Annotated in this window: 19 protein-coding genes; 16 read left to right on the forward strand and 3 right to left on the reverse strand. The window is 66.0% G+C overall.

Features of this window, described 5'->3' with window-relative positions:
* Positions 1-5: 5 nt before the first annotated feature.
* Both nifB and AZKH_RS26140 read right to left on the reverse strand, forming a co-directional pair.
* Positions 6-1,520, reverse strand: a complete 1,515-nt coding sequence (gene nifB / locus AZKH_RS03940) for a nitrogenase cofactor biosynthesis protein NifB (protein ID WP_015434445.1) — start codon at positions 1,518-1,520, stop codon at positions 6-8.
* Between the two features lie 186 nt (positions 1,521-1,706).
* The gene (locus AZKH_RS26140; protein WP_015434446.1) at positions 1,707-3,119 is read right to left on the reverse strand and encodes a diguanylate cyclase; all 1,413 of its coding nucleotides are present in this window, start codon (positions 3,117-3,119) and stop codon (positions 1,707-1,709) included.
* A 349-nt stretch (positions 3,120-3,468) separates the two neighbouring features.
* Between AZKH_RS26140 and AZKH_RS03950 the strand changes: the two genes are divergently transcribed.
* A complete protein-coding gene (locus tag AZKH_RS03950) occupies positions 3,469-4,038 on the forward strand; it encodes a hypothetical protein (protein WP_041655885.1) in 570 nt (189 codons plus the stop codon).
* Between the two features lie 235 nt (positions 4,039-4,273).
* Here AZKH_RS03950 and nifA read toward each other — a convergent pair whose 3' ends face one another.
* Complete coding sequence (gene nifA, locus AZKH_RS03955) at positions 4,274-5,932, reverse strand: nif-specific transcriptional activator NifA (RefSeq protein ID WP_015434448.1); 1,659 nt, start codon at positions 5,930-5,932, stop codon at positions 4,274-4,276.
* A 190-nt stretch (positions 5,933-6,122) separates the two neighbouring features.
* On the opposite strand from nifA, the gene ndk reads away from it, so the two are divergent.
* From ndk to AZKH_RS04030, 15 genes are all read left to right on the forward strand, one after another.
* Positions 6,123-6,548 (forward strand): nucleoside-diphosphate kinase, encoded by a 426-nt coding sequence (gene ndk / locus AZKH_RS03960; RefSeq protein ID WP_015434449.1) that lies wholly within the window; start codon positions 6,123-6,125, stop codon positions 6,546-6,548.
* An 85-nt stretch (positions 6,549-6,633) separates the two neighbouring features.
* A complete protein-coding gene (gene rlmN / locus AZKH_RS03965; protein WP_015434450.1) occupies positions 6,634-7,767 on the forward strand; it encodes a 23S rRNA (adenine(2503)-C(2))-methyltransferase RlmN in 1,134 nt (377 codons plus the stop codon).
* Positions 7,764-8,561: a type IV pilus biogenesis/stability protein PilW gene (gene pilW, locus AZKH_RS03970; protein ID WP_015434451.1), complete on the forward strand. Its 798-nt coding sequence runs from the start codon at positions 7,764-7,766 to the stop codon at positions 8,559-8,561. The genes rlmN and pilW overlap by 4 nt, the downstream gene beginning before the upstream one ends.
* Positions 8,558-9,538, forward strand: coding sequence for a helix-turn-helix domain-containing protein (locus tag AZKH_RS03975; RefSeq protein WP_015434452.1), 981 nt, complete (start codon positions 8,558-8,560; stop codon positions 9,536-9,538). Before pilW ends, AZKH_RS03975 begins: the two co-directional genes overlap by 4 nt.
* Positions 9,539-9,544: 6 nt before the next feature.
* The gene (gene ispG, locus AZKH_RS03980) at positions 9,545-10,801 is read left to right on the forward strand and encodes a flavodoxin-dependent (E)-4-hydroxy-3-methylbut-2-enyl-diphosphate synthase (protein WP_015434453.1); all 1,257 of its coding nucleotides are present in this window, start codon (positions 9,545-9,547) and stop codon (positions 10,799-10,801) included.
* 11 nt (positions 10,802-10,812) lie between these two features.
* Entirely contained in the window at positions 10,813-12,138 is a 1,326-nt protein-coding gene (hisS, locus tag AZKH_RS03985; protein WP_015434454.1) for a histidine--tRNA ligase, read from the forward strand.
* Positions 12,125-12,772 carry a tetratricopeptide repeat protein gene (locus tag AZKH_RS03990; RefSeq protein ID WP_015434455.1) on the forward strand — a complete coding sequence of 216 codons (648 nt, stop codon included), beginning with the start codon at positions 12,125-12,127 and terminating at the stop codon, positions 12,770-12,772. The genes hisS and AZKH_RS03990 overlap by 14 nt, the downstream gene beginning before the upstream one ends.
* 3 nt (positions 12,773-12,775) lie before the next feature.
* Positions 12,776-13,921 carry an outer membrane protein assembly factor BamB gene (gene bamB / locus AZKH_RS03995; RefSeq protein WP_015434456.1) on the forward strand — a complete coding sequence of 382 codons (1,146 nt, stop codon included), beginning with the start codon at positions 12,776-12,778 and terminating at the stop codon, positions 13,919-13,921.
* Positions 13,922-13,935: 14 nt separating this feature from the next.
* The gene (der, locus tag AZKH_RS04000) at positions 13,936-15,264 is read left to right on the forward strand and encodes a ribosome biogenesis GTPase Der (RefSeq protein ID WP_015434457.1); all 1,329 of its coding nucleotides are present in this window, start codon (positions 13,936-13,938) and stop codon (positions 15,262-15,264) included.
* Positions 15,265-15,364: 100 nt separating this feature from the next.
* Positions 15,365-15,610, forward strand: coding sequence for an RNA chaperone Hfq (gene hfq, locus AZKH_RS04005; protein ID WP_015434458.1), 246 nt, complete (start codon positions 15,365-15,367; stop codon positions 15,608-15,610).
* 44 nt (positions 15,611-15,654) lie between these two features.
* Positions 15,655-16,812: a ribosome rescue GTPase HflX gene (gene hflX / locus AZKH_RS04010; RefSeq protein WP_015434459.1), complete on the forward strand. Its 1,158-nt coding sequence runs from the start codon at positions 15,655-15,657 to the stop codon at positions 16,810-16,812.
* Positions 16,813-16,826: 14 nt separating this feature from the next.
* On the forward strand, positions 16,827-18,074 hold the full coding sequence (gene hflK, locus AZKH_RS04015; protein ID WP_015434460.1) for an FtsH protease activity modulator HflK: 1,248 nt from the start codon (positions 16,827-16,829) through the stop codon (positions 18,072-18,074).
* Positions 18,074-18,955, forward strand: a complete 882-nt coding sequence (gene hflC / locus AZKH_RS04020) for a protease modulator HflC (RefSeq protein WP_041655887.1) — start codon at positions 18,074-18,076, stop codon at positions 18,953-18,955. Before hflK ends, hflC begins: the two co-directional genes overlap by 1 nt.
* Positions 18,956-18,959: 4 nt before the next feature.
* Entirely contained in the window at positions 18,960-19,145 is a 186-nt protein-coding gene (locus tag AZKH_RS04025; RefSeq protein ID WP_015434462.1) for a DUF2065 domain-containing protein, read from the forward strand.
* Between the two features lie 6 nt (positions 19,146-19,151).
* Positions 19,152-20,306 (forward strand): ATP phosphoribosyltransferase regulatory subunit, encoded by a 1,155-nt coding sequence (locus tag AZKH_RS04030; protein ID WP_015434463.1) that lies wholly within the window; start codon positions 19,152-19,154, stop codon positions 20,304-20,306.
* Position 20,307 lies beyond the last annotated feature (1 nt).

Genomic DNA, 20,307 nt, shown 5'->3' on the forward strand with positions numbered 1-20,307 from the left:
CTCCGTCAGGCAGCAATCGTGCGGGCGTTGGCGACGGACTGGGCGAACCAGTCGATCAGCGAGGCCTCGATGTATTCGTGGGCGAAATCCTCGACCGCTTCGATGCCGGCGGCGGCGAGATCCTTGCGCGGGCAGTGGCCGATCTTCGCGACGAACACCGCGGCACATCCCGCGAGCGCCTCGACGATGCCGGGCATCGCTTCCTCGTCTTCGAATCCGCCCCGACAGTACAGCGACACTTTGCGGTGCCCGATGAATTTCGCTCCGGCGGCCGACACTTCGTACACCTGGAATTCCTCGGCATGTCCGAAGTGCTGGTTGATGCGCCCCGAGCCCTTGGTCGCGACCGCGACGAGCCGGGTCTCGCCGGTCGAGGCGACCTGCGCCTTCGCGGCATCGGCCGCCGCACTCTGGTCGGCCCGTTCGCGCGCGACGAAGCTGCGGTAGGCCGAGCGCGCCTCGTTCATCCGTTCCGCATCGATCTCGGCCGCAATCGCGTCGATCGCCGCCGACCCGAACTCCGCACCGCGATCCTCCCCGAGCATCCCGACCGCGTCGGCGCGGCACTGGCGGCAGTGGCGCATCAGCTGCATGTCGCCTTCGCACGCATCCTGCAGCGCCTTCAGCTCGGCGGGCGTCGGGCCGCGCTGGCCGGCCAGGCCGAAGTGCGTGCCGTGCGCCGGATCCGAGATCAGCGGCATGATGTTGTGCAGGAAGGCGCCGCGCGACTTCACCGCCTCGTTCACCTCGACGAGGTGACGGTCGTTGATGCCCGGGATCATCACCGAATTCACCTTCACAAGGATCCCCTCGGCGACCAGCATCTCGAGCCCCCGCATCTGGCGCTCGTGCAGGAGGCGTGCGGCCTCGACGCCCTGGTAGCGCTTGTGATCGAAGAAGATCCACGGATAGATCTGCGCGCCGATCTCCGGATCGATCATGTTGATCGTGATCGTCACGTGATCGACGCCCAGCGCCTTGATGCGCTCGACGTGGTCGGGCAGCGCGAGGCCGTTCGTCGATAGGCACAGGCGGATGTCCGGCGCGGCCGCCTTGATCAGATCGAAGGTGCGGAAAGTCTTTTCCGGGTTCGCCAGCGCGTCCCCCGGACCGGCGACGCCGACCACCGACAGCTGGGGGATGCGCGCCGCGACCGCGAGCACCTTCTTTGCCGCGAATTCCGGCGTCAGTTTTTCCGAGACGACGCCCGGACGGCTTTCGTTCGCGCAGTCGTACTTGCGGTTGCAATAGTTGCACTGGATGTTGCAGGCGGGTGCGACCGCGACGTGCATGCGCGCGAAGTGGTGGTGAGCCTCCGCGCTGTAGCAGGGGTGGTCGTGCACCTTGTCGCGGATGTGCTGCGGCAGCCCCGCCGAGCTGCCCGATCCGCAGCCCCCCTTGGTCGCCGTCGCGCAGCCCCCGGCGGACGCGGGGTTTGCGCTGCCGACCACGCTCAGCGGGATGATGCGGACGGGACTGGAGCCGGGCGGACAGGATCCGGACGACAAGGACGCAGACATGGCATTCTCCGTTGAACCTGGTATTCGTTGGCGCGATGCGCTTTCGATACCGGTATTGCAACGGCTATGCCATCACTGTTCGCGCGTCCTAAGTCTCTGGAAACTAAGCGATTTATTCGCGGATGCCAGCCCGATCGGACCTGTCTGCTTCGAAACAAACGCGGCGGGATTGCGACATTCGCCGGGTCAGGGGGCGATTACGGACACCGCTTCGTCGGCGACAACGACGCGATTGCGTCCCAGCGCCTTCGCCCGATACAAGGCCGCATCCGCCCGTGCGAGCGTGTCGGCCAGCGAGCGGTCGCGGTCGCTGCGTGACGCCACGCCGATGCTGACGGTAATCGGCTTCGGTTCCGTGAGCTTCTCGGCCACCGCGAGGCGCAGCTTCTCCGCCACGCGGTGTGCGCCTTCGGCGTTCGCGCCCGGCATCAGCACGAGGAACTCCTCCCCGCCGTAGCGGCCCACGTTGTCGGACGACCGGACTTCACGTTGCAGCAAATGCGCCACCAGCCGGATTACGTCGTCGCCTGCGAGATGGCCGAACTGGTCGTTGATGCTCTTGAAATGGTCGATGTCGATCATCAACAGCGACAGTTCACGGTCGCTGCGCTCGCCCCGTTCGAGGCGCGACGCAAGGGCCATGATCGAGCGGCGGTTCGGGATGCCCGTCAGACCGTCGAGATTGGCCTCCTTGATCTGCGCATGGCTGATTGCCCTCGCTCGCCAGGCGAGCACGATGATCGCGCCGCTGAGCAGCGCCCACAGCGCGCAGACGATGATCAGACGCTGCTGCCAGGGGCCGAGCAGGTCCTGAGTCGCGATCGTCGCGACCGCAATCAACGGATAATCCGAAAGCCGGTGAAAGGCGATGATGCGCCGCTGTTGGTCGAGCTGCGAAGTCGAATCCAGGACGAAGGACGGATTGGCCGGCGTCAGCGCCACCAGCTCCTTCTGACGCGACACCTGTTTCCCGACATGCAAGGCGTGGTCGGGCATTCGCGCGTAGATCCTGCCGTCCGGCGACATCAGCGCCCGTGTGCTGCCCTTCACGACCGTCAGTCCGCCCAGCCGGCTCTGCAGGATGCCGACATCCACGATGACGACGATGACCGACGTCAGCGCTCCGCGTTCGTCGCGCAGCCCCTCGCTCACCGCGAAGAACCATTTTCCCGTATGCACCTTCGACAGCAGCGGCGGGCCGACGTAGAGATCGCTGGTCGGCGTCCGCGCGTGGTAGGTGTAGTACTCGCGGTCGCGGATGTCCGGCGGGGCGCCCGCGCCGGTCCAATCGGTTATCCGCCCGTCCGGCGATACGATGAGCAGGTCCATCGCATAGGGCGTGTGCGCCTGCAGGTCGAGAAGGGCGGCGCGCACTGCCGCAGGATCGTGCGCCTCGTGACGCACGGGCGAGCGCACGAGCAGCGCAATCGAGCGAAGCAACTGCGTCGTCGCCTCCAGCGTGCCTTCGGCCGCGAGCGCCGTCTGGTCGGCGATCTGCTCGGCCGATTCTCTCCCCGCGGCGAGTGTCGCGCGATAGTCGTAGACGCCGTATGCAGCGAACATCGTAGCGAGCACCAGGATCGCCGCCGCCGCGACCATGGCGAATCCGAAGCGCTGCGGCGTCGCCGACGTGGATCGCGGAAGTAGGAGGGGCCTGGGCGTCTTCATTGTTGGTAGGGACCTGATGCCTGCCCACAATTCTCACATGGAATTTGCCCGGACAGCGTGAAAAGTCTCCCGTGTCTATAACTTTAGTTAGAGCGAAGAGTCATCCCTCCGCATGCGCCTGTCGTGATTCGGATGAGCCTTCTGTCGCGTTTGGAACAAACAATGTCGCGACACGGCGGGTGGTTATGTTTCTTAAGTGACTGACAGCAAAAGGAAAGTTCTGTGGCATGGTTCTCGCAACGGCTCAGCTACCCAATCACCGAAGATGCGAGACCTCACCATGACGACCCCCACGCTGTTCGCCGCCCTCGAAGGCAAGCTGCTGTCTCCGACCGTCAGCGGCCCCACCCAGAAGACCAACCGCTACGGCTTCCGCGGCGAACTCGGTCTCAAGTTCCCCCCGTCCGTCGCAGGCGAAAAGCGCCCGCCCGAAATCAAGGCCGATCAGGTGATCCTCGCAGCCGAAGGCGAGCAGCTCGTGTTCCTCGCCCTGCACGTCGACTCGCTCGCCCATCTTGACTTCGTGCGCGAGACCTTCGGCGCCGCGCTCACGCCGACCGGCAAGTACTTCATCTTCGCGGGCAACGTCGATATCTCGAAGAAATTCCTGCTCGAATTCGAGGGTGTGAGCTTCTACGTGCTGCCGCTCGACGAGGCGACCGTTTACAACGAGCTGCTCGACCTGCTGTACCTGGAGAAGGGTGACCTGAAGAAGCTGTCGCCCGAAGCCAAGATCGACGCCATCGTCGACGCTGCCGCGAAGGGCCCGAGCGGCTTCCCGCGCATCGAATACAGCCAGGCGCTGGCAGAAATGGGCCCGGTGAAGGTCGCCGAGAACCGCCCGGTCTGATCGCGAGTTCGCTTCAGCAAACGTAGCCCGGCCCCGGGGGAGGCTCCCCGGAGGCTGTCCGTGAGCGCCGGGGTGGTGGGCGTCGCGGGGGAAACAAGGGGACGCATGTCTGAGGGCGCAACGCGCCCGAGTTTGCGTCCCCGCCCCCGCGAGGTCCGCCACCCCGGGAAGCCGAAGGCCGCGAACGCCTGCCCACGGGGAGCCTCCCCCGGGGCCGGGCGGATCGCAGGCAACCTCAGAGCTGCTTCACCTCGATGTTGTACTTGCGCAGCGCATAGCCGATCTGCCGCGGCGTCAATCCCAGCAGTCGCGCCGCCTTTGCCTGCACCCACCCGCAGCGCTCCATTGCATCGACCAGCCGGTCGCGCTCGCCCATCGGCACCCCCCGACGCTCCACCGCCTGCGGCGCCTCGACCTCGTCGGCGGAAGAGGGTGCGGGCATCGACACGGGTCGCGACACCGGCGCCGAGGCGCGGGACGGCACGCCGATCACCGGGAAGCAGGCGCGCGACTGCGTCGTCTCGAGCAGCATCGACGAAAAGCACTGCCCCTTCTGGCAACGCATGTCGGCCTCACGGATCACGTTCGAACGCGTCATCGTTGCCGCCCGCTGAATGCAGTTCTCCAACTCGCGCACATTCCCCGGCCAATTGCACTGCATCAGGATATCGACCGCGCCCGGCGTGATCGCGAGCTGGCGCCGGTTTTCGGTATTGAAGCGTTCGATGAAGAAATCGACCAGCAGCGGAATGTCGTCCTTCCGCTCGCGCAGCGCCGGCAGGAAGATCGCGACGACATTAAGCCGGAAGTAGAGATCCGCGCGGAACTCGTTCTTCTGCACCATCTCCTCCAGATTGCGGTTCGTCGCCGCAACCAGCCGCACGTCGGTCTTGATCGTCTTGTTGCCGCCGACGCGCTCGAACTCCTGCTCCTGCAGCACGCGCAGCAGCTTCGCCTGGAAGGCGGGCGAGATGTCGCCGATCTCGTCGAGGAAGATCGTGCCCCCGCGCGCCAGCTCGAAGCGGCCCTTGCGTTCCGACGTTGCGCCGGTGAAGGCGCCGCGCTCGTGGCCGAAGAGCTCGGACTCCAGCAGCGTTTCCGGCAACGCCGCGCAATTGAGCTTGACGAACGGACCTTTCACACGCGGCGACAGATAATGGATCGCATGGGCAATCGCCTCCTTGCCGGTGCCGGATTCGCCGCGCAGCAAGACCGTCGCGCCCGACGGCGCCGCCTGATGCACGTCCGCGAACACCTCCTTCATGCGCTTCGAACGGCCCACCACGTTCTCGATGTCGTACTGCCCCTGCAACTGCTTCTGCAGCCGCGCCGACTCCTCGAGCAGCGCCTGCCGGTCCGCGGCGACGGCCTGATGCAGCCGGAAGGTCTGCGCGAGTAGGTTCGCGACCAGCGACAGCATGCGCACGTCGCGCTCGAAATTGACGCTTTCCTCGTCGTCCGGATGGCGATCGGCCGACAGGATGCCGATCACCTCGCGATCCACCTTGAGCGGCACGACGAGGTAGGACACCCCCTTCATCTGCTCGGGGTCGCGCCCCGTGCGATTCGTAAAGTGCGCGTCCCCGGCGATGTCGGGGATCACGATGGGCGAGCCGCTGCGGATCACTTTCGAAATGATCCCTTCTCGCGGATCCAGAATTGGTGCCTCGCTCATCGGCCAGGGTACGCCCGCCGCACCAAGAATGTGCAGCTGGCCGTCCGTCTGCACCAATCCGACCAGCGCGTGCCGCATGTTGAGCTGCGACAGTAGCAGTTGCAGCACCGTCTGGAGACTCTGCCGGAAATCCAGCGAAGAGGTCAGTACCTTGCTGATCTCGTAAATTGTCAGCAAATCGATGTCGGATGAGCGACGATAATTTTGCGCTTGCGTCATCGTAATAACCTTGGTGCGTGTATGGATGCGATGTTGCGCTGCAAGAAGCGCGCCATTGCTTCGGCCTATCAAACCTACGCCCTTGACTTTGTTGTCTTACTGCGAGCCGGGTACGAAAAACTGTTAGAATCGCGAGCTAGGCTTTTTTCGCTTACTTTTTGCTTACCGATTCAAACCGGAGTTTTTCTACATGGCCATCGAACGCACCCTGTCCATCATCAAGCCCGACGCCGTTGCCAAGAATGTGATCGGCAAGATCTACCAGCGCTTCGAAGATGCGGGCCTGAAGATCATCGCCTCGAAGATGGTTCACCTGTCCGAGCGTGAAGCCGGCCAGTTCTACGCGGTCCACAAGGAACGCCCCTTCTTCAAGGATCTCGTGTCCTTCATGATCTCCGGCCCGGTGATGGTGCAAGTGCTGGAAGGTGAAGGCGCGATCGCCAAGAACCGCGACCTGATGGGCGCGACCGATCCGAAGAAGGCCGCTGCCGGCACCATCCGCGCCGACTTCGCCGACTCGATCGACGCCAACGCGGTCCACGGTTCCGACGCTGCCGAAACGGCCGCTGTCGAAGTGGCGTTCTTCTTCCCCGGGATGAACGTTTACGCCCGCTAAGCCTCTCAGGGCTACGCCCGCGCATCGGCCCGCGCACTTCGTGCGTCGCGGGCCGATTGCATTTTGAGGGCAACACAGGAAACACATGGAAACACCGGTCAATCTGCTCGATTTCGACGTCGACGGCCTCGTCGCCTGGTTCGCGGAGCGCGGCGAAAAGCCCTTCCGTGCGCGCCAGGTGATGCACTGGATGCACCGTTTCGGCGAAACCGATTTCGACGCCATGACCGACGTCGCGAAGAGCCTGCGCGCGAAGCTGGCCCAAGAGGCGTGCATTCGCCCGCCACAGGCGATCCGCGACACCGTCTCGCACGACGGCACGCGCAAGTGGTTGCTCGATGTCGGCAGCGCCAACGCCGTCGAGGCGGTGTTCATCCCCGAGACGAACCGCGGCACACTGTGCATCTCCTCGCAGGCCGGCTGCGCGCTCGACTGCGCCTTCTGCTCGACCGGCAAGCAGGGCTTCAACCGCAACCTCACGGCCGCCGAGATCATCGGTCAGCTGTGGCTCGCGAACAAACTGTTGGGCGGCGCCGCGGCCCCGGCGGGAGCCAAGGATGCCGAGGGCGAGCCCGATAACGGCCGAGTGATCAGCAACGTCGTGATGATGGGCATGGGCGAGCCGCTGACGAACTTCGACAACGTCGTCACCGCCCTGCGCCTGATGCTCGACGACCACGCCTACGGCCTGTCCCGCCGACGCGTGACGGTATCGACCTCGGGCATCGTACCGGCGATGGACCGTCTGCGCGACGAATGTCCGGTCGCACTCGCCGTGTCGCTGCATGCGCCCGACGACGCGCTGCGCGACCGCCTCGTGCCGATCAATCAGAAGTACCCGCTGCGGGAGCTGATGGCCGCTTGCCAGCGCTACCTCGAACGCGCCCCGCGCGACTTCGTGACTTTCGAATATGTCATGCTCGACGGCGTCAACGACACCGACGCGCATGCCCGGGCGCTTGTCGCGCTGGTCCGCGACGTGCCGTGCAAGTTCAACCTGATTCCCTTCAACCCCTTCCCGAACGCCGGGTTCGAACGCTCGCACCCCGACCGGATCCGGCGTTTCGCCAGCATCCTGATCGACGCCGGCATCGTCACGACGACGCGCAAGACGCGCGGGGACGACGTCAACGCCGCCTGCGGGCAGCTCGCAGGACAGGTGCAGGATCGCACGCGACGTGTTGTGCGGCTGGCGAAACCGACGGAGGATCGTGCATGAGACGGCTGCTTGCGAAGCTTTCGATGCCCTTGCTCGCCGTGATGCTCGGCGGGTGCGTGAGTACGCGTCCGGGGGCGACCGGCGGCAATGCCGCGCCGCCCGCGTCGGAGTTGCCGGTCAGTGGGGCAGCCGCGAGCGCCAAGGTCCATGTCGATCTCGGCATGGCCTACTTCCAGATCGCGCGCTACGCGGTCGCGCTCGACGAGGCCCGCACCGCGCTGGTGATGGATCCGAACTATTCGCCCACGTACCACCTGATGGCGCTGGTCTACATGTACATCGACGACATGCCTAGCGCGCGCGAAAACTTTCAGCGCGCGCTGTCGATGGCGCCCAACGATCCCGAATACAACAACAGCTACGGCTGGTTCCAGTGCGTGAACGGGAACTTCAGCGACGGTCTCGAGCGGCTGGCCATAGCGGCGCGCAACCCCTATTACCGCACGCCCACACGGCCCTATACCAATGCCGGGCTCTGCTATCTCGCCAAGGGGGACGAGGCGGCGGCGGAAACGGAGTTGCGGCGCGCCGTCCAGCTCGATCCGTCGAACCGCTCCGCGATCTATCAACTGGCCGGGATCGCGTACCGCCGCGGCGCGTATGAGGTCGCCAACACCTATCTTGTGCAATTGCACCAGGAAGGCGAACCGACCGCCGCGTCGGCCTGGCTGGGACTGCGCACCGCGCGTCGCCTCGGCAACCGCGATGCCGAGGCGAGCTACGCCGCCCAATTGCGGGGGCGTTTCGCCGACAGCCCCGAATTTCAAGCGATGACTCAGGGAAAGTACGAGTGACCGAAGTGCATCTGGATCCGCAGGCCGGCGCCGAGCCCTCCGGCGGCGCTGAAGCGATCGGCCTGGAATTGCGTCGTGCGCGTGAGGCGCGCGGTGAAACCCCGGGCGACGTCGCGCTGGCCCTCAAGCTGACCGGGCGCCAGGTCGAGGCGATGGAGGCCGGGCGGCTCGAACTGTTGCCCGGCGCCGCCTTCGCGCGCGGCTTCCTGCGCAACTATGCCCGCTATCTCGGGCTCGACCCGGTCGCCTTGCTGGCGGGCCTCGATACCGAAAAAGCGTCGCGCTCCATCGATCTCGCCCCGGTCTCGAACGCCGAGGGCATCATGCCGACCGGCGGCGGCTCGCGTGCCGTCCGAGTTCCCGCGGTCCTGAGCGGCATTGCGCTCCTGATGCTGATCGGCGGCTGGTATTTCGACTGGTTCCGGATGCCGAAGGAACCGGAAGCGGTCGTTGAATCGGCGGCCCCGACACCGCAGATCATCGCTCCTTCGACTTCCGAGTCCGCAAGCGCGACTGCGTCCGCCGACGCCTCGGCCGCTGCTCCTGCGGCGGTCCCGGTAGCGCCCGTGCCGCCCGCGGCGGTGCCTCCGGTGGCGGTTGCTGTCATGCCGCCCGCGCCTGTTGTTCCGGTCGCTCCGCCTGCGCCGGCCGCCCCCCCGTCGCAGACCGCCACCCCGTCGCAGACCGCTGCAGCCCCGGTGCCCGCTCCTGTCGTGACGCCCGTCGCCCACGCCGACGGCGTGCAGCAACTGGTCTTCCGTTTCGAGGGCGATGCGTGGATCGAAGTGCGTGACGCGAGCGGCTCGATCGTCTTTTCCGGAGTCAGCCAGGCGGGCTCCCGCCGCACCGTGCAGGGGCGGCCGCCCTTCGCCTTGGTCGTCGGGAATGCCCGCCAGGTGGCCCTCGAATATCGCGGCAAGCCCTACGACCTGCTGCCGCACGTACGTGTCAGCGTCGCGCGCCTGACCCTGGAGTGATCTGAATTGGCTACGCCCGTTATCTCCGAAGGCCTCGCCGGTCCGCTGTCGCGCCGTAACACGCGCTCGGTCCGCGTCGGCCGCGTCCTGATCGGCTCCGACGCGCCGGTCGTCGTGCAGTCGATGACCAACACCGACACCGCCGACGTGCTCGCGACCGCGATGCAGGTCGCCGAACTCGCGCGCGCCGGCTCCGAACTCGTCCGGATCACGGTCAATAACGAAGAGGCGGCGCGGGCCGTCCCGCACATCCGCGACCGCCTGCTCGCACTCAACATGGACGTCCCGCTCGTTGGCGACTTCCACTACAACGGCCACCGCCTGCTCGCCGACCACCCGGCCTGCGCCGAGGCGCTCGCCAAGCTGCGCATCAACCCCGGCAACGTCGGGGCCGGCACGAAGCGCGACCCGCAGTTCGCTTCCATCGTCGAGATCGCCTGCAAGTACGACAAGCCGGTGCGCATCGGCGTCAACTGGGGCAGCCTCGACCAGTCCGTGCTCGCACGCGTAATGGACGAGAATGCGAAGCTCGCGAACCCGCGCGACGCCGGTGCCGTGATGCGTGAAGCCCTCGTCGTCTCCGCCCTCGAATCCGCGGCCAAGGCCGAGGAATACGGCCTGCCCGGCGATCGCATCATCCTGTCGGCCAAAGTCTCGAGCGTGCAGGACTTGATCGCGGTCTACCGCGACATGGCGCGCCGCTGCGACTACCCGCTGCACCTCGGCTTGACCGAGGCCGGCATGGGCTCGAAGGGCATCGTCGCCTCGACCGCCGCGCTCGCTGTGCTGCTGCAGGAAGGCATCGGCGACACGATCCGAATCTCGCTGACCCCCGAACCCAACGGCAGCCGTACGCAGGAAGTCGTCGTCGCGCAGGAGATCCTGCAGACGATGGGGTTGCGCGCCTTCACACCGATGGTCACGGCCTGCCCCGGTTGCGGCCGCACCACCAGCACCTTCTTCCAGGAACTCGCCTCGGGCATCCAGGGCTACGTGCGCGATCAGATGCCCGTTTGGCGCGAGCAATACGACGGTGTCGAGAACATGACGCTCGCCGTCATGGGCTGCATCGTCAACGGCCCCGGCGAAAGCAAGCATGCCAACATTGGCATCTCGCTGCCCGGCACCGGCGAAACCCCCGCGGCGCCGGTCTTCGTCGATGGTGTCAAGACCGTCACCCTGCGAGGCGACAATATTGCGGCCGAATTCAAGGCCATCGTCGACAACTACGTCTCCACCAAATACACCAGAAAGGCGGTTTGAACCGTCCCGATATGACCGAAAAGACCGAGAAAAAAGCGAAGCAGCAGACCCTGCAGGCCGTGCGCGGGATGAACGACATCCTGCCCGACGAGGCCGAAGCCTGGGAACACTTTGAAGACATCGTGCGCGACTGGCTGCGCAGCTACGGCTATCGCCCGATCCGCATGCCGATCGTCGAGCCGACGCCGCTCTTCAAGCGCGCCATCGGCGAAGTCACCGACATCGTCGAGAAGGAAATGTATTCCTTCGAGGACGCGCTCAACGGCGAACATTTGACGCTGCGCCCCGAAGGCACGGCGTCCTGCGTGCGTGCGATCATCCAGCACAACCTGCTGCATGTCGCGCCCCTGCGCCTGTACTACCACGGGCCGATGTTCCGCCACGAGCGTCCCCAGAAAGGGCGCTACCGCCAGTTCCATCAGATCGGCATCGAAGCGCTGGGCTTCGACGGCCCCGACATCGACGCCGAGCACATCCTGATGTGCGCCCGCCTGTGGGAAGACCTGGGGCTCGACGACGTGCGCCTCGAACTCAATTCGCTCGGCTCCGCCGAGGAGCGTGCGGCCCACCGTGCCGCCCTGATCACCTACCTCGAAGGGCATCGGGATCGCCTCGACGAAGACGGCAAGCGCCGCCTTTACACGAATCCGCTGCGCATCCTCGACACCAAGAACCCCGAGCTGCAGGACATCGTCGAAGCGGCGCCGAAACTGATGGACTACCTCGGCGAAGAGTCGCTGAAGCACTTCGACGGCGTGCAGACGCTGCTCAAGGACGCTGGCGTCCATTACCGGATCAACCACCGCCTCGTGCGCGGCCTCGATTACTACAACCGCACCGTGTTCGAGTGGGTCACGACGCGGCTCGGTGCGCAGGGCACGGTCTGCGCCGGGGGCCGCTACGACGGCCTCGTCGAACAACTCGGCGGCCGTCCCGCTCCCGCTGCCGGCTTCGCGATGGGCGTCGAACGCCTGCTCGCGCTGTGGCGCGAGAGCGGCGCGCAGGTCGATGCCGCGGTGCCCGACGTCTACGTCGTGCATCAGGGCGAGCAGGCCCAGCGGCTCGCCTTCCGCGCCGCCGAAGCGCTGCGCGAGCACGGATTCGCCGTCCTGACGCATTGCGGCGGCGGCAGTTTCAAGTCGCAGATGAAGAAGGCCGATGCCAGCAAGGCGCAGCTCGCCGTGGTGATCGGCGAAGACGAGGCCGCCAGCGGCGAAGTCGGACTCAAGCCCCTGCGCGGCCCCGGCGGCCAGCAACGGGTCCCCCTCGAAGGCGTCGCCGATGCGGTGGCGGCATGCCTGTTCATTGACGAAGAGGAAGAAGATGGCGGCATTTGACCTGGACGAACAGGAACAGATTTCCGAACTGAAAGCCTGGTGGACGCAGTACGGCAAGCTGATCACGACCCTGGCGGTTGCCGCGGCGCTCGCCTCCGTCGGCTGGCAGGGCTACCAGTACTACCGCAACAAGCAGGGCGCAGAAGCCGGCGCGCTGTACTTTGTCGTGCAGCAGGCGGCGCAGCGCGGTGACGCGCAGAAGGCGCGCGAGGCGGCCGGCCAGGTGATCGAGAAGTACTCGGGCACCGTCTATGCCGAAATGGCGGCGCTGACTTCCGCCGGCGCGCAGATGGCTGCCGGCGATGCCAAGAATGCCAAGCTGCAACTCGAATGGGTGCTCGACAAGGGCAGCGATCCGGCGCTGAAGGATCTCGCCCGCCTGCGTCTCGCGTCGCTGTTGCTCGACGACGGAGCCTACGACGAGGCACTCAAGCGGCTCGAAACCGCGCCGGGCGCGGCCCTGAAGGCTCGCTTCGAGGACCTGCGCGGTGACGTGCTGGCCGCTGCCGGGAAATTCCCCGAGGCGCGCAGTGCCTACCAGGCTGCGATCGACGCGCTGGCCGCCGATCAGGCCGAAGGCGGTGACTCGCTGCGCGAGATCGTTCGTGTCAAGCAACAGGCTCTGGAGGGCTGATCGATGAAGCGTTCCATTCTCCCGCTCCTCGTCGCAGCTTCGCTAACCGCACTCGCCGGCTGCTCGTCGCTGAATCCCTTCTCCTCGTCGGAGCCCAAGCCCGCGCCGTTGACGGACATCAAGCCGACCGCCGAGCTGCGGACCGTCTGGCAGGCCAAGATCGGCGCTTCCGGTCCCTACGTGTTCCAACCCGTGGTGGTCGGCGAGGATGTCTATGCCGCAGCCTACGACGGATCGGTCGCGCGCTTTGCCGACGGACGTGCCGTCTGGAAGGTCAGCGCGGCGAAGCAGCTCTCCGCGGGTGTCGGCAGCAACGGGCGTCTAGTCGTGGTGGTGACGACCGGGGGCGAAGTCGTGGCGCTCGATGCGGCAACCGGCGCCGAACACTGGCGTGTGCCCGTCGGTGCCGAAGTCCTCGCGCCCCCGGCGGTCGGCGACACGATGGTCATCGTGCGCGCCTCCGACAGCCGCCTGATCGCCCTCGATGCCAGCAACGGCGCCCGTCGCTGGGTTTTCCAGCGCGCGACGCCGCCCTTGTCGCTGCGCAGCTATGCCGGCGTCCTGCTCGATAGCGGCGCCGCCATTGCCGGTTATCCGGGCGGCAAGCTCGTTGCCGTCAGCCTCGCGAACGGTTCCCAGCTCTGGGAGTTGACGGTCGCGACGCCAAAAGGCTCGACCGAGCTCGAACGCATTGCCGACATTTCAGGCACCCCCGTGTTGAGCCGCAAGGATCTGTGCGCCGTGACCTATCAGGGCCGCGCCGCCTGCTTCGACGCGAGCAACGGCAACGCGCTGTGGTCGCGGGACTTTTCCAGCAGCGTCGGTCTCGATCGCGACAGCCGCTATGTGGTCGTGACCGACGACAACGATGTCGTGCAGGGCCTCGACGGCACCAGCGGCGCCACGGTGTGGAAGCAGGAAGCGCTCAAGCGCCGCGCGGTGTCCCGTCCGGTGCTGTTCGGCAACTTTGTCGCCGTCGGCGATCTGCAGGGCTATGTCCACATCCTCGACCGCGACAGCGGGGCCTTTGTCGCCCGCAGTCGCGCCGACAGCAGCCCCATCCTCGCCGATCTCCGTCGCTTCGGCCGCGGCGACGGCATTGTCGTCCAGTCGCGGGATGGCGACGTCCACGTATTTGAAGTCCGCTGAGCGGGAAGTAGCTAGTGAAACCCACAATCGTTCTGGTTGGCCGCCCCAACGTCGGCAAGTCGACCCTTTTCAATCGCCTCACGCGCACGCGTGATGCGCTGGTGGCTGACCAGCCCGGCCTGACGCGCGATCGCCACTATGGCATCGGGCGCGTCGGCGAACGGGACTACCTCGTCGTCGATACTGCCGGCTTCGATCCGGTCGCCAAGACCGGCATCATGCACGAGATGGCCCGTCAGGCCGAACAGGCGATCGCCGAAGCCGACGCGCTGCTGTTCCTCGTTGACGGCCGCATGGGTCTCACGCCGCACGACGAACAGATCGCGGAGCGCCTGCGCCGTGCCGGACGGCCCGTGCACCTGATCGTCAACAAGTCCGAAGGCATGGACCGCGCGATCGTCGCGGCCGAATTCCATGCGCTGGGCCTCGGCGACCCGCTGCCCATCTCCGCCGCCCATGGCGACGGCGTCAAGCAGCTCGTCGACCACGTGCTGGCGGAATTTCCGACTGACGGCGAAGACGAAGAGCAGGCGAGCGGCGGACCGAGGATCGCCATCGTCGGCCGTCCGAACGTCGGCAAGTCGACGCTCGTGAACAGCCTCCTCGGCGAAGAGCGCGTCATCGCCTTCGACATGCCCGGCACCACCCGCGACGCCATCGCGATCCCCTTCGAGCGCGGCGGCCGCGACTACACGCTGATCGACACCGCCGGCCTGCGTCGGCGCGGCAAAGTCTTCGAGGCGATCGAGAAGTTCTCCGTGATCAAGACGCTGCAGGCGATCGAGCAGGCCAACGTCGCCGTGCTCGTGCTCGATGCCTCGCAGGACATCTCCGACCAGGACGCGCACATCGCCGGCTTCATCCTCGATTCCGGACGGGCGCTGGTGGTGGCCGTCAACAAGTGGGACAGCGTCGACGACTATCGTCGCGAGCTCATCAAGCGCGACATCGCCCACAAGCTCGGTTTTCTGTCCTTCGCGCGCTTTCACTACATCTCGGCGCTGAAGGGGGCCGGGGTGGCCGCGGTGATGAAGTCTGTCGACGGCGCATACGCCGCCGCGACGGTGAATCTCTCTACGCCGCGCCTGACGCGCACGCTGCAGGCAGCGCTCACGAAGCAGGCACCGCCCCGCCACGGGATCTTCCGGCCCAAGATGCGCTACGCCCACCAGGGTGGCAGCAATCCGCCGATCGTCGTGATCCATGGTGCCGCGCTCGAGCACGTACCGAACTCTTACGTTCGCTACCTTGAACGCACCTTCATGGATGCGTTCAAATTGCAGGGCACCCCCCTGCGTATACAATTCAAGTCCTCACACAACCCCTATATCACAAAAGAATAAGCTTTCAATCAGCACCGGATGAAGTGTGTCCGCCGATGTGGCGGTGCAACATGAAATCCTTTACATTCACACTAGAACAAGACTTCTTCGAGGTTCGAAAATGAGCAACAAAGGGCAACTTCTACAAGACCCGTTCCTGAACACCCTGCGCAGGGAGCACGTCCCCGTCGCGATCTATCTCGTCAACGGCATCAAGCTGCAGGGGCAGATCGAATCCTTCGACCAGTACGTGGTGCTGCTGAAGAACACGGTCACGCAGATGGTCTACAAGCATGCGATCTCGACTGTCGTGCCGGCTCGTCCCGTGAATATCCAGCAATCGGATGCGGGTGAAGGCAATAGCTGACGTCCTGGGCCGGCCCGCGTCCGTCGCGATAAGCCGGCTTCTCCATGTTTGAGCGCCCCGATTCCGGTGAGCGCGCAGTACTCGTCCAGCTCGACCTGAACCAGGGCGCGCTGGACGAGCGCCTTTCCGAACTCAAACTGCTGACCCTCAGCGCGGGCGCAAGCGTCGAAGCCGTTGTCGGCGGCCGTCGCGCACGTCCCGATCCGGCGCTCTTCGCCGGACGCGGCAAGGTCCAGGAAATCGCCGAGACCCTGCGTGCCAACGAGGCGGATTTCGTCATTTTCAACCACGCGCTCTCGCCGGGTCAGCAGCGCAACCTCGAGCGCGAGCTCAAGTGCCGGGTCGTCGACCGCACCGCGCTGATCCTCGACATCTTCGCGCAGCGCGCGCGCAGCCACGAGGGCAAGCTGCAGGTCGAACTCGCCCAGCTCGAACACCTCGCGACGCGCCTCGTGCGCGGATGGACCCACCTGGAACGCCAGAAGGGCGGTATCGGCCTGCGCGGCCCCGGCGAAACCCAGCTCGAAACCGACCGGCGACTCCTCGGCAAGCGCGTCAAGGTGCTCAAGGAGCGCCTCACGCAGATCGAAAAGCAGCGCCGCGTGCGTCGCCGCGGGCGGGAAGGGCATAGCGTCCTGTCCGTATCGCTCGTCGGTTACACCAACGCCGGGAAGTCGACGCTCTTCAACGCGCTGACCAAGGCCGGCGCCTACGCCGCCGACCAGCTATTCGCAACCCTCGACACCACCTCGCGCCGCCTCTACGTCGGCGAGGGGGCCAATGTCGTGCTGTCGGACACCGTCGGCTTCATCCGCGACCTGCCGCACGCGCTGGTCGCCGCCTTCCATGCGACGCTGGAAGAAACCGCGAACGCGGATCTCCTGCTGCACGTCGTCGATTCCGCGAGCGAGGACCGCGAGGCGCAGATCGAGGCGGTCAACGGCGTGCTGGGCGAGATCGGCGCGGGCGACGTGCCGTACATCATGGTGATGAACAAGATCGACCTGACCCAGGTCGAGCCGGGAGTCCAGCGGGATGAATATGGTAAGATCGTGCGCGTTTTTTTGAGCGCCAGGACGGGCGAAGGCCTCGGTCTGCTGCGAGACGCGCTCGCCGAGGTGGCGCGGGCCGCGACGGCGACACCGGAGGGATCCGACAGGAGTGCGGCGGACCCTACTGGGTACGATCCAATTCAAATGTGAAGACGGGCGTTCTAATGTCACTCAACGATCCACGCTGGGGCAACCAGGGGAATGGCGACGGCAAGCGCGGCGACGACGATCGCGGCGCGAATCAGGGGCCGCCTGACCTCGAGGACCTGTGGCGAGATTTCAACCGGCGTCTGTCCGGCATGCTGGCCGGCAAGCGTGGGCCGCGCACCGGCGGCGATGGCAATGGTCCGCAGTTGCCGAAGGTTTCCTTCCGGCAGTTCGGGGGCGGCATGGGTGTGCTCGCGGCGCTGGTCGGCGCCGTCTGGCTCGCGAGCGGCTTCTACATCGTCGACGCCAACCAGCGCGGGGTCGTGCTGCGTTTCGGCAAATACGTCGAGACCACCGAGCCCGGTCTGCGCTGGCGCCTGCCGTACCCGGTCGAGACCAGCGACGTCGTCGATGTCGGCGGCGTTCGCACGGTCGAAATCGGCTACCGTGGTACCGAGCGCAACAAGGTGCTGCGCGAAGCGCTGATGCTCACCGACGACGAAAACATCATCAACATCCAGTTCGCCGTCCAGTACATCCTGACCAGTCCGGAGAAGTTCCTCTTCAACAACCGCTATCCGGACGAGGCCGTGACGCAGGCCGCCGAGACGGCGATGCGCGAGATCGTCGGCAAGAGCAAGATGGACTTCGTGCTCTACGAAGGGCGCGAGCAGATCGCGGCTGCGGCGCAGGAGTCGATCCAGAAGATCCTCGATCGCTACGATACCGGGATCCAGATCAGCCGCGTCACGATGCAGAACGCGCAGCCGCCGGAGCAAGTCCAGGCGGCCTTCGACGACGCCGTGAAGGCCGGACAGGACCGCGAGCGCCTGCGCAACGAAGGCGAGGCCTATGCCAACGACGTGATTCCGCGCGCCCGCGGCACCGCATCTCGCCTGCTTGAAGAGGCCAACGCCTACCGTGCGCGTGTCGTCGCGAACGCCGAAGGCGAGGCTGCGCGATTCACGCAGGTGCTCGGCGAATACCGTCGCGCGCCGGAAGTCACCCGCGAGCGGCTCTACCTCGACACGATGCAGCAAGTCATGACCCGCAGCAGCAAGGTGATGATCGATACCAAGGCCGGCGGCAACCTGTTGTATCTGCCGCTCGACAAGCTGATGCATTCGGCCGGCGGGCAGGGCGGGCACGAGTCCTCGCCGCCTGCGCCCGCAGCGACGGCTCCGGCTGCCGGCGGCGCACGTGCGGACAGTTCCGCTGATCCGCGTAGCCGTGACGTACGCGACCGCGAGCGGGGAGAACGCTGATGAGAGATCGTATGACCGTAGCCGCCGGCGTGCTGCTGTTTGCCGGCGCGTTGGCCTCGATGTCGCTGTTCACCGTGGATCAGCGGCAGTTCGCCGTCGTGTTCCAGCTCGGGCAAGTCAAGGAAGTCATCAGCTCGCCCGGCCTGAACTTCAAGTGGCCGCTGATCCAGAACGTCCGTTACTTCGACCGCCGCATCCTGACGATGGATACGCCGGAGCCGGAACGCTTCATCACGGCCGAGAAGAAGAACGTGCTGGTCGACCACTTCGTGAAGTGGCGCATCGTCGATCCGACGCTGTATTACGTTTCGGTGCTGGGCGACGAGTCGCGCGCGCGCACGCGTCTGCTGCAGGCCGTCAATGCTGGCCTGCGCGAGGAATTCGGCCGCCGTACCGTGCATGATGTGGTGTCCGGCGCACGGGACCAGATCATGGAAGACATGCGCAGCCGCGCCGATCAGGACGCGCGCAAGATCGGCGTGCAGATCCTCGACGTGCGCCTGAAGCGCGTCGATCTGCCGCTCGAGGTGTCCGAGTCGGTCTATCGCCGCATGGAGGCCGAGCGCAAGCGTGTCGCCAACGAGTTGCGTTCCGAGGGCGGCGCGATCGCCGAGAAGATCCGCGCCGACGCCGACCGCCAGCGCGAAGTCATCGTTGCCGAGGCCTATCGCGAGGCGCAGCAGACCAAGGGCGCAGGCGACGCCAAGGCCACCGGCATCTATGCGCAGGCCTACGGCCAGAATCCGGAGTTCTACTCCTTTTACCGCAGCCTCGAGGCCTACCGCGAAAGCTTCGCGAGCAAGAACGACGTGCTGGTGGTCGATCCGAGCTCCGAATTCTTCAAGTTCATGAAGGACTCCGGCGGAGGCAAGAAGAACTGATCCGATGGGTTCCAAGCTGCTCACGGCCTTCGCACTGATGTTGGTGATGGAAGGCCTCGTACCGTTTCTCGCGCCAGCCGCCTGGCGCGAAACTTTTTTGCGGCTCGCGCAAATGGCCAACGGCCAGATCCGGTTCATCGGGCTGGTTTCGATGCTGTGCGGGGTCGTGCTGTTGTTTTTGGTGATGTAGGTATCTATGCGCTGGGTTCTTCCCGATTACATCCAGGACGCGCTTCCCGCTGAAGCGGAACAGCTCGAGCGGCTGCGCCGCCGGCTGCTGGATGCGTTCCGCAGTCACGGCTACCAGCTCGTGATGCCGCCGCTGCTCGAGTACCTGGATTCCCTGACCACCGGAGCGGGGCCGGATCTGAAGCTGCGTACCTTCAAGCTCGTCGATCAGTTGTCGGGTCGCACGATGGGGGTGCGCGCGGACATGACGCCGCAGGTTGCGCGTATCGACGCGCACCTGCTCAATCGCGCGGGCGTGACCCGCCTCTGCTACTGCGCGAGCGTGCTGCATGCGCTGCCGTCGTCGCTGACGGCGACGCGCGAGCCGCTGCAGCTCGGTGCCGAGCTGTATGGCCATTCGGGTATCGACGCCGACATCGAGATCGTGCGCCTGCTGTCCGAGGTGATGCGCCTCGCCGAAGTGCCGGCAAGCCGTATCGATCTCGGGCACGTCGGCATCTTCCGCGTGCTCGCGGCCCGTGCCGGGATGGTGCCCGAGCGCGAGGAAACCTTGTTTGCGCTGCTGCAGGCGAAGGATGTGCCGGGTTTGGGCGAACTGCTCGCCGAGGTCGCGGAGCCGGTGCGCTCCGCGCTGCTTGCGCTGCCGACGCTGTACGGCGGCGCTGAAGTGATCGAAGCCGCGCGTGCGCGGCTGCCGCAGGACGCCGAAATCGGCGCCGCGCTCGACGATCTGGCGAGGCTTTCCGAAGCGCTGGCCGATCTGCCGATCAGTTTCGACCTTGCCGACCTGCGCGGTTACCACTATCACAACGGAGTGGTGTTCGCCGCGTACGGCAGCGGCTCGCCTGCGGCGCTTGCCCTCGGCGGGCGCTACGACGGCATCGGCCGGGCGTTCGGCCGCAGCCGGCCGGCGACGGGCTTCAGCCTCGATCTGCGTGAATTGGCGCTGGGCCTGCCCGCTGCGCCCCAGGCGGGGGCGATTCTGGCTCCGGCCGGTGGCGATGCGGAACTGGCGGGCGTGGTGGCGAACTTGCGTGCTGTGGGCGAAGTGGTGATGACGGCTCTGCCCGGGCACGAGGGAAGCTGGAAGGAGGCCGGTTGCGACCGGCAACTCATCAAGCGCGACGGCCGCTGGGCGGTCGAGGCGCTTCAGGGAGAATGAA

This window comes from Azoarcus sp. KH32C (assembly GCF_000349945.1).
GTDB lineage: Bacteria > Pseudomonadota > Gammaproteobacteria > Burkholderiales > Rhodocyclaceae > Aromatoleum.

Excerpts from the sequence above, each read along its gene's own strand:
- AZKH_RS03990 (WP_015434455.1), top strand. The coding sequence starts at position 12,125 with ATGGCGGCATTTGACCTGGACGAACAGGAACAGATTTCCGAACTGAAA.
- hflC (WP_041655887.1), top strand. The coding sequence starts at position 18,074 with ATGAGAGATCGTATGACCGTAGCCGCCGGCGTGCTGCTGTTTGCCGGC.
- AZKH_RS04025 (WP_015434462.1), top strand. The coding sequence starts at position 18,960 with ATGGGTTCCAAGCTGCTCACGGCCTTCGCACTGATGTTGGTGATGGAA.
- hflK (WP_015434460.1), top strand. The coding sequence starts at position 16,827 with ATGTCACTCAACGATCCACGCTGGGGCAACCAGGGGAATGGCGACGGC.
- hisS (WP_015434454.1), top strand. The coding sequence starts at position 10,813 with ATGACCGAAAAGACCGAGAAAAAAGCGAAGCAGCAGACCCTGCAGGCC.
- AZKH_RS26140 (WP_015434446.1), bottom strand. The coding sequence starts at position 3,119 with ATGGTCGCGGCGGCGGCGATCCTGGTGCTCGCTACGATGTTCGCTGCA.
- AZKH_RS03950 (WP_041655885.1), top strand. The coding sequence starts at position 3,469 with ATGACGACCCCCACGCTGTTCGCCGCCCTCGAAGGCAAGCTGCTGTCT.
- ndk (WP_015434449.1), top strand. The coding sequence starts at position 6,123 with ATGGCCATCGAACGCACCCTGTCCATCATCAAGCCCGACGCCGTTGCC.
- bamB (WP_015434456.1), top strand. The coding sequence starts at position 12,776 with ATGAAGCGTTCCATTCTCCCGCTCCTCGTCGCAGCTTCGCTAACCGCA.
- hflX (WP_015434459.1), top strand. The coding sequence starts at position 15,655 with ATGTTTGAGCGCCCCGATTCCGGTGAGCGCGCAGTACTCGTCCAGCTC.
- hfq (WP_015434458.1), top strand. The coding sequence starts at position 15,365 with ATGAGCAACAAAGGGCAACTTCTACAAGACCCGTTCCTGAACACCCTG.
- nifB (WP_015434445.1), bottom strand. The coding sequence starts at position 1,520 with ATGTCTGCGTCCTTGTCGTCCGGATCCTGTCCGCCCGGCTCCAGTCCC.
- rlmN (WP_015434450.1), top strand. The coding sequence starts at position 6,634 with ATGGAAACACCGGTCAATCTGCTCGATTTCGACGTCGACGGCCTCGTC.
- AZKH_RS04030 (WP_015434463.1), top strand. The coding sequence starts at position 19,152 with ATGCGCTGGGTTCTTCCCGATTACATCCAGGACGCGCTTCCCGCTGAA.
- nifA (WP_015434448.1), bottom strand. The coding sequence starts at position 5,932 with ATGACGCAAGCGCAAAATTATCGTCGCTCATCCGACATCGATTTGCTG.
- pilW (WP_015434451.1), top strand. The coding sequence starts at position 7,764 with ATGAGACGGCTGCTTGCGAAGCTTTCGATGCCCTTGCTCGCCGTGATG.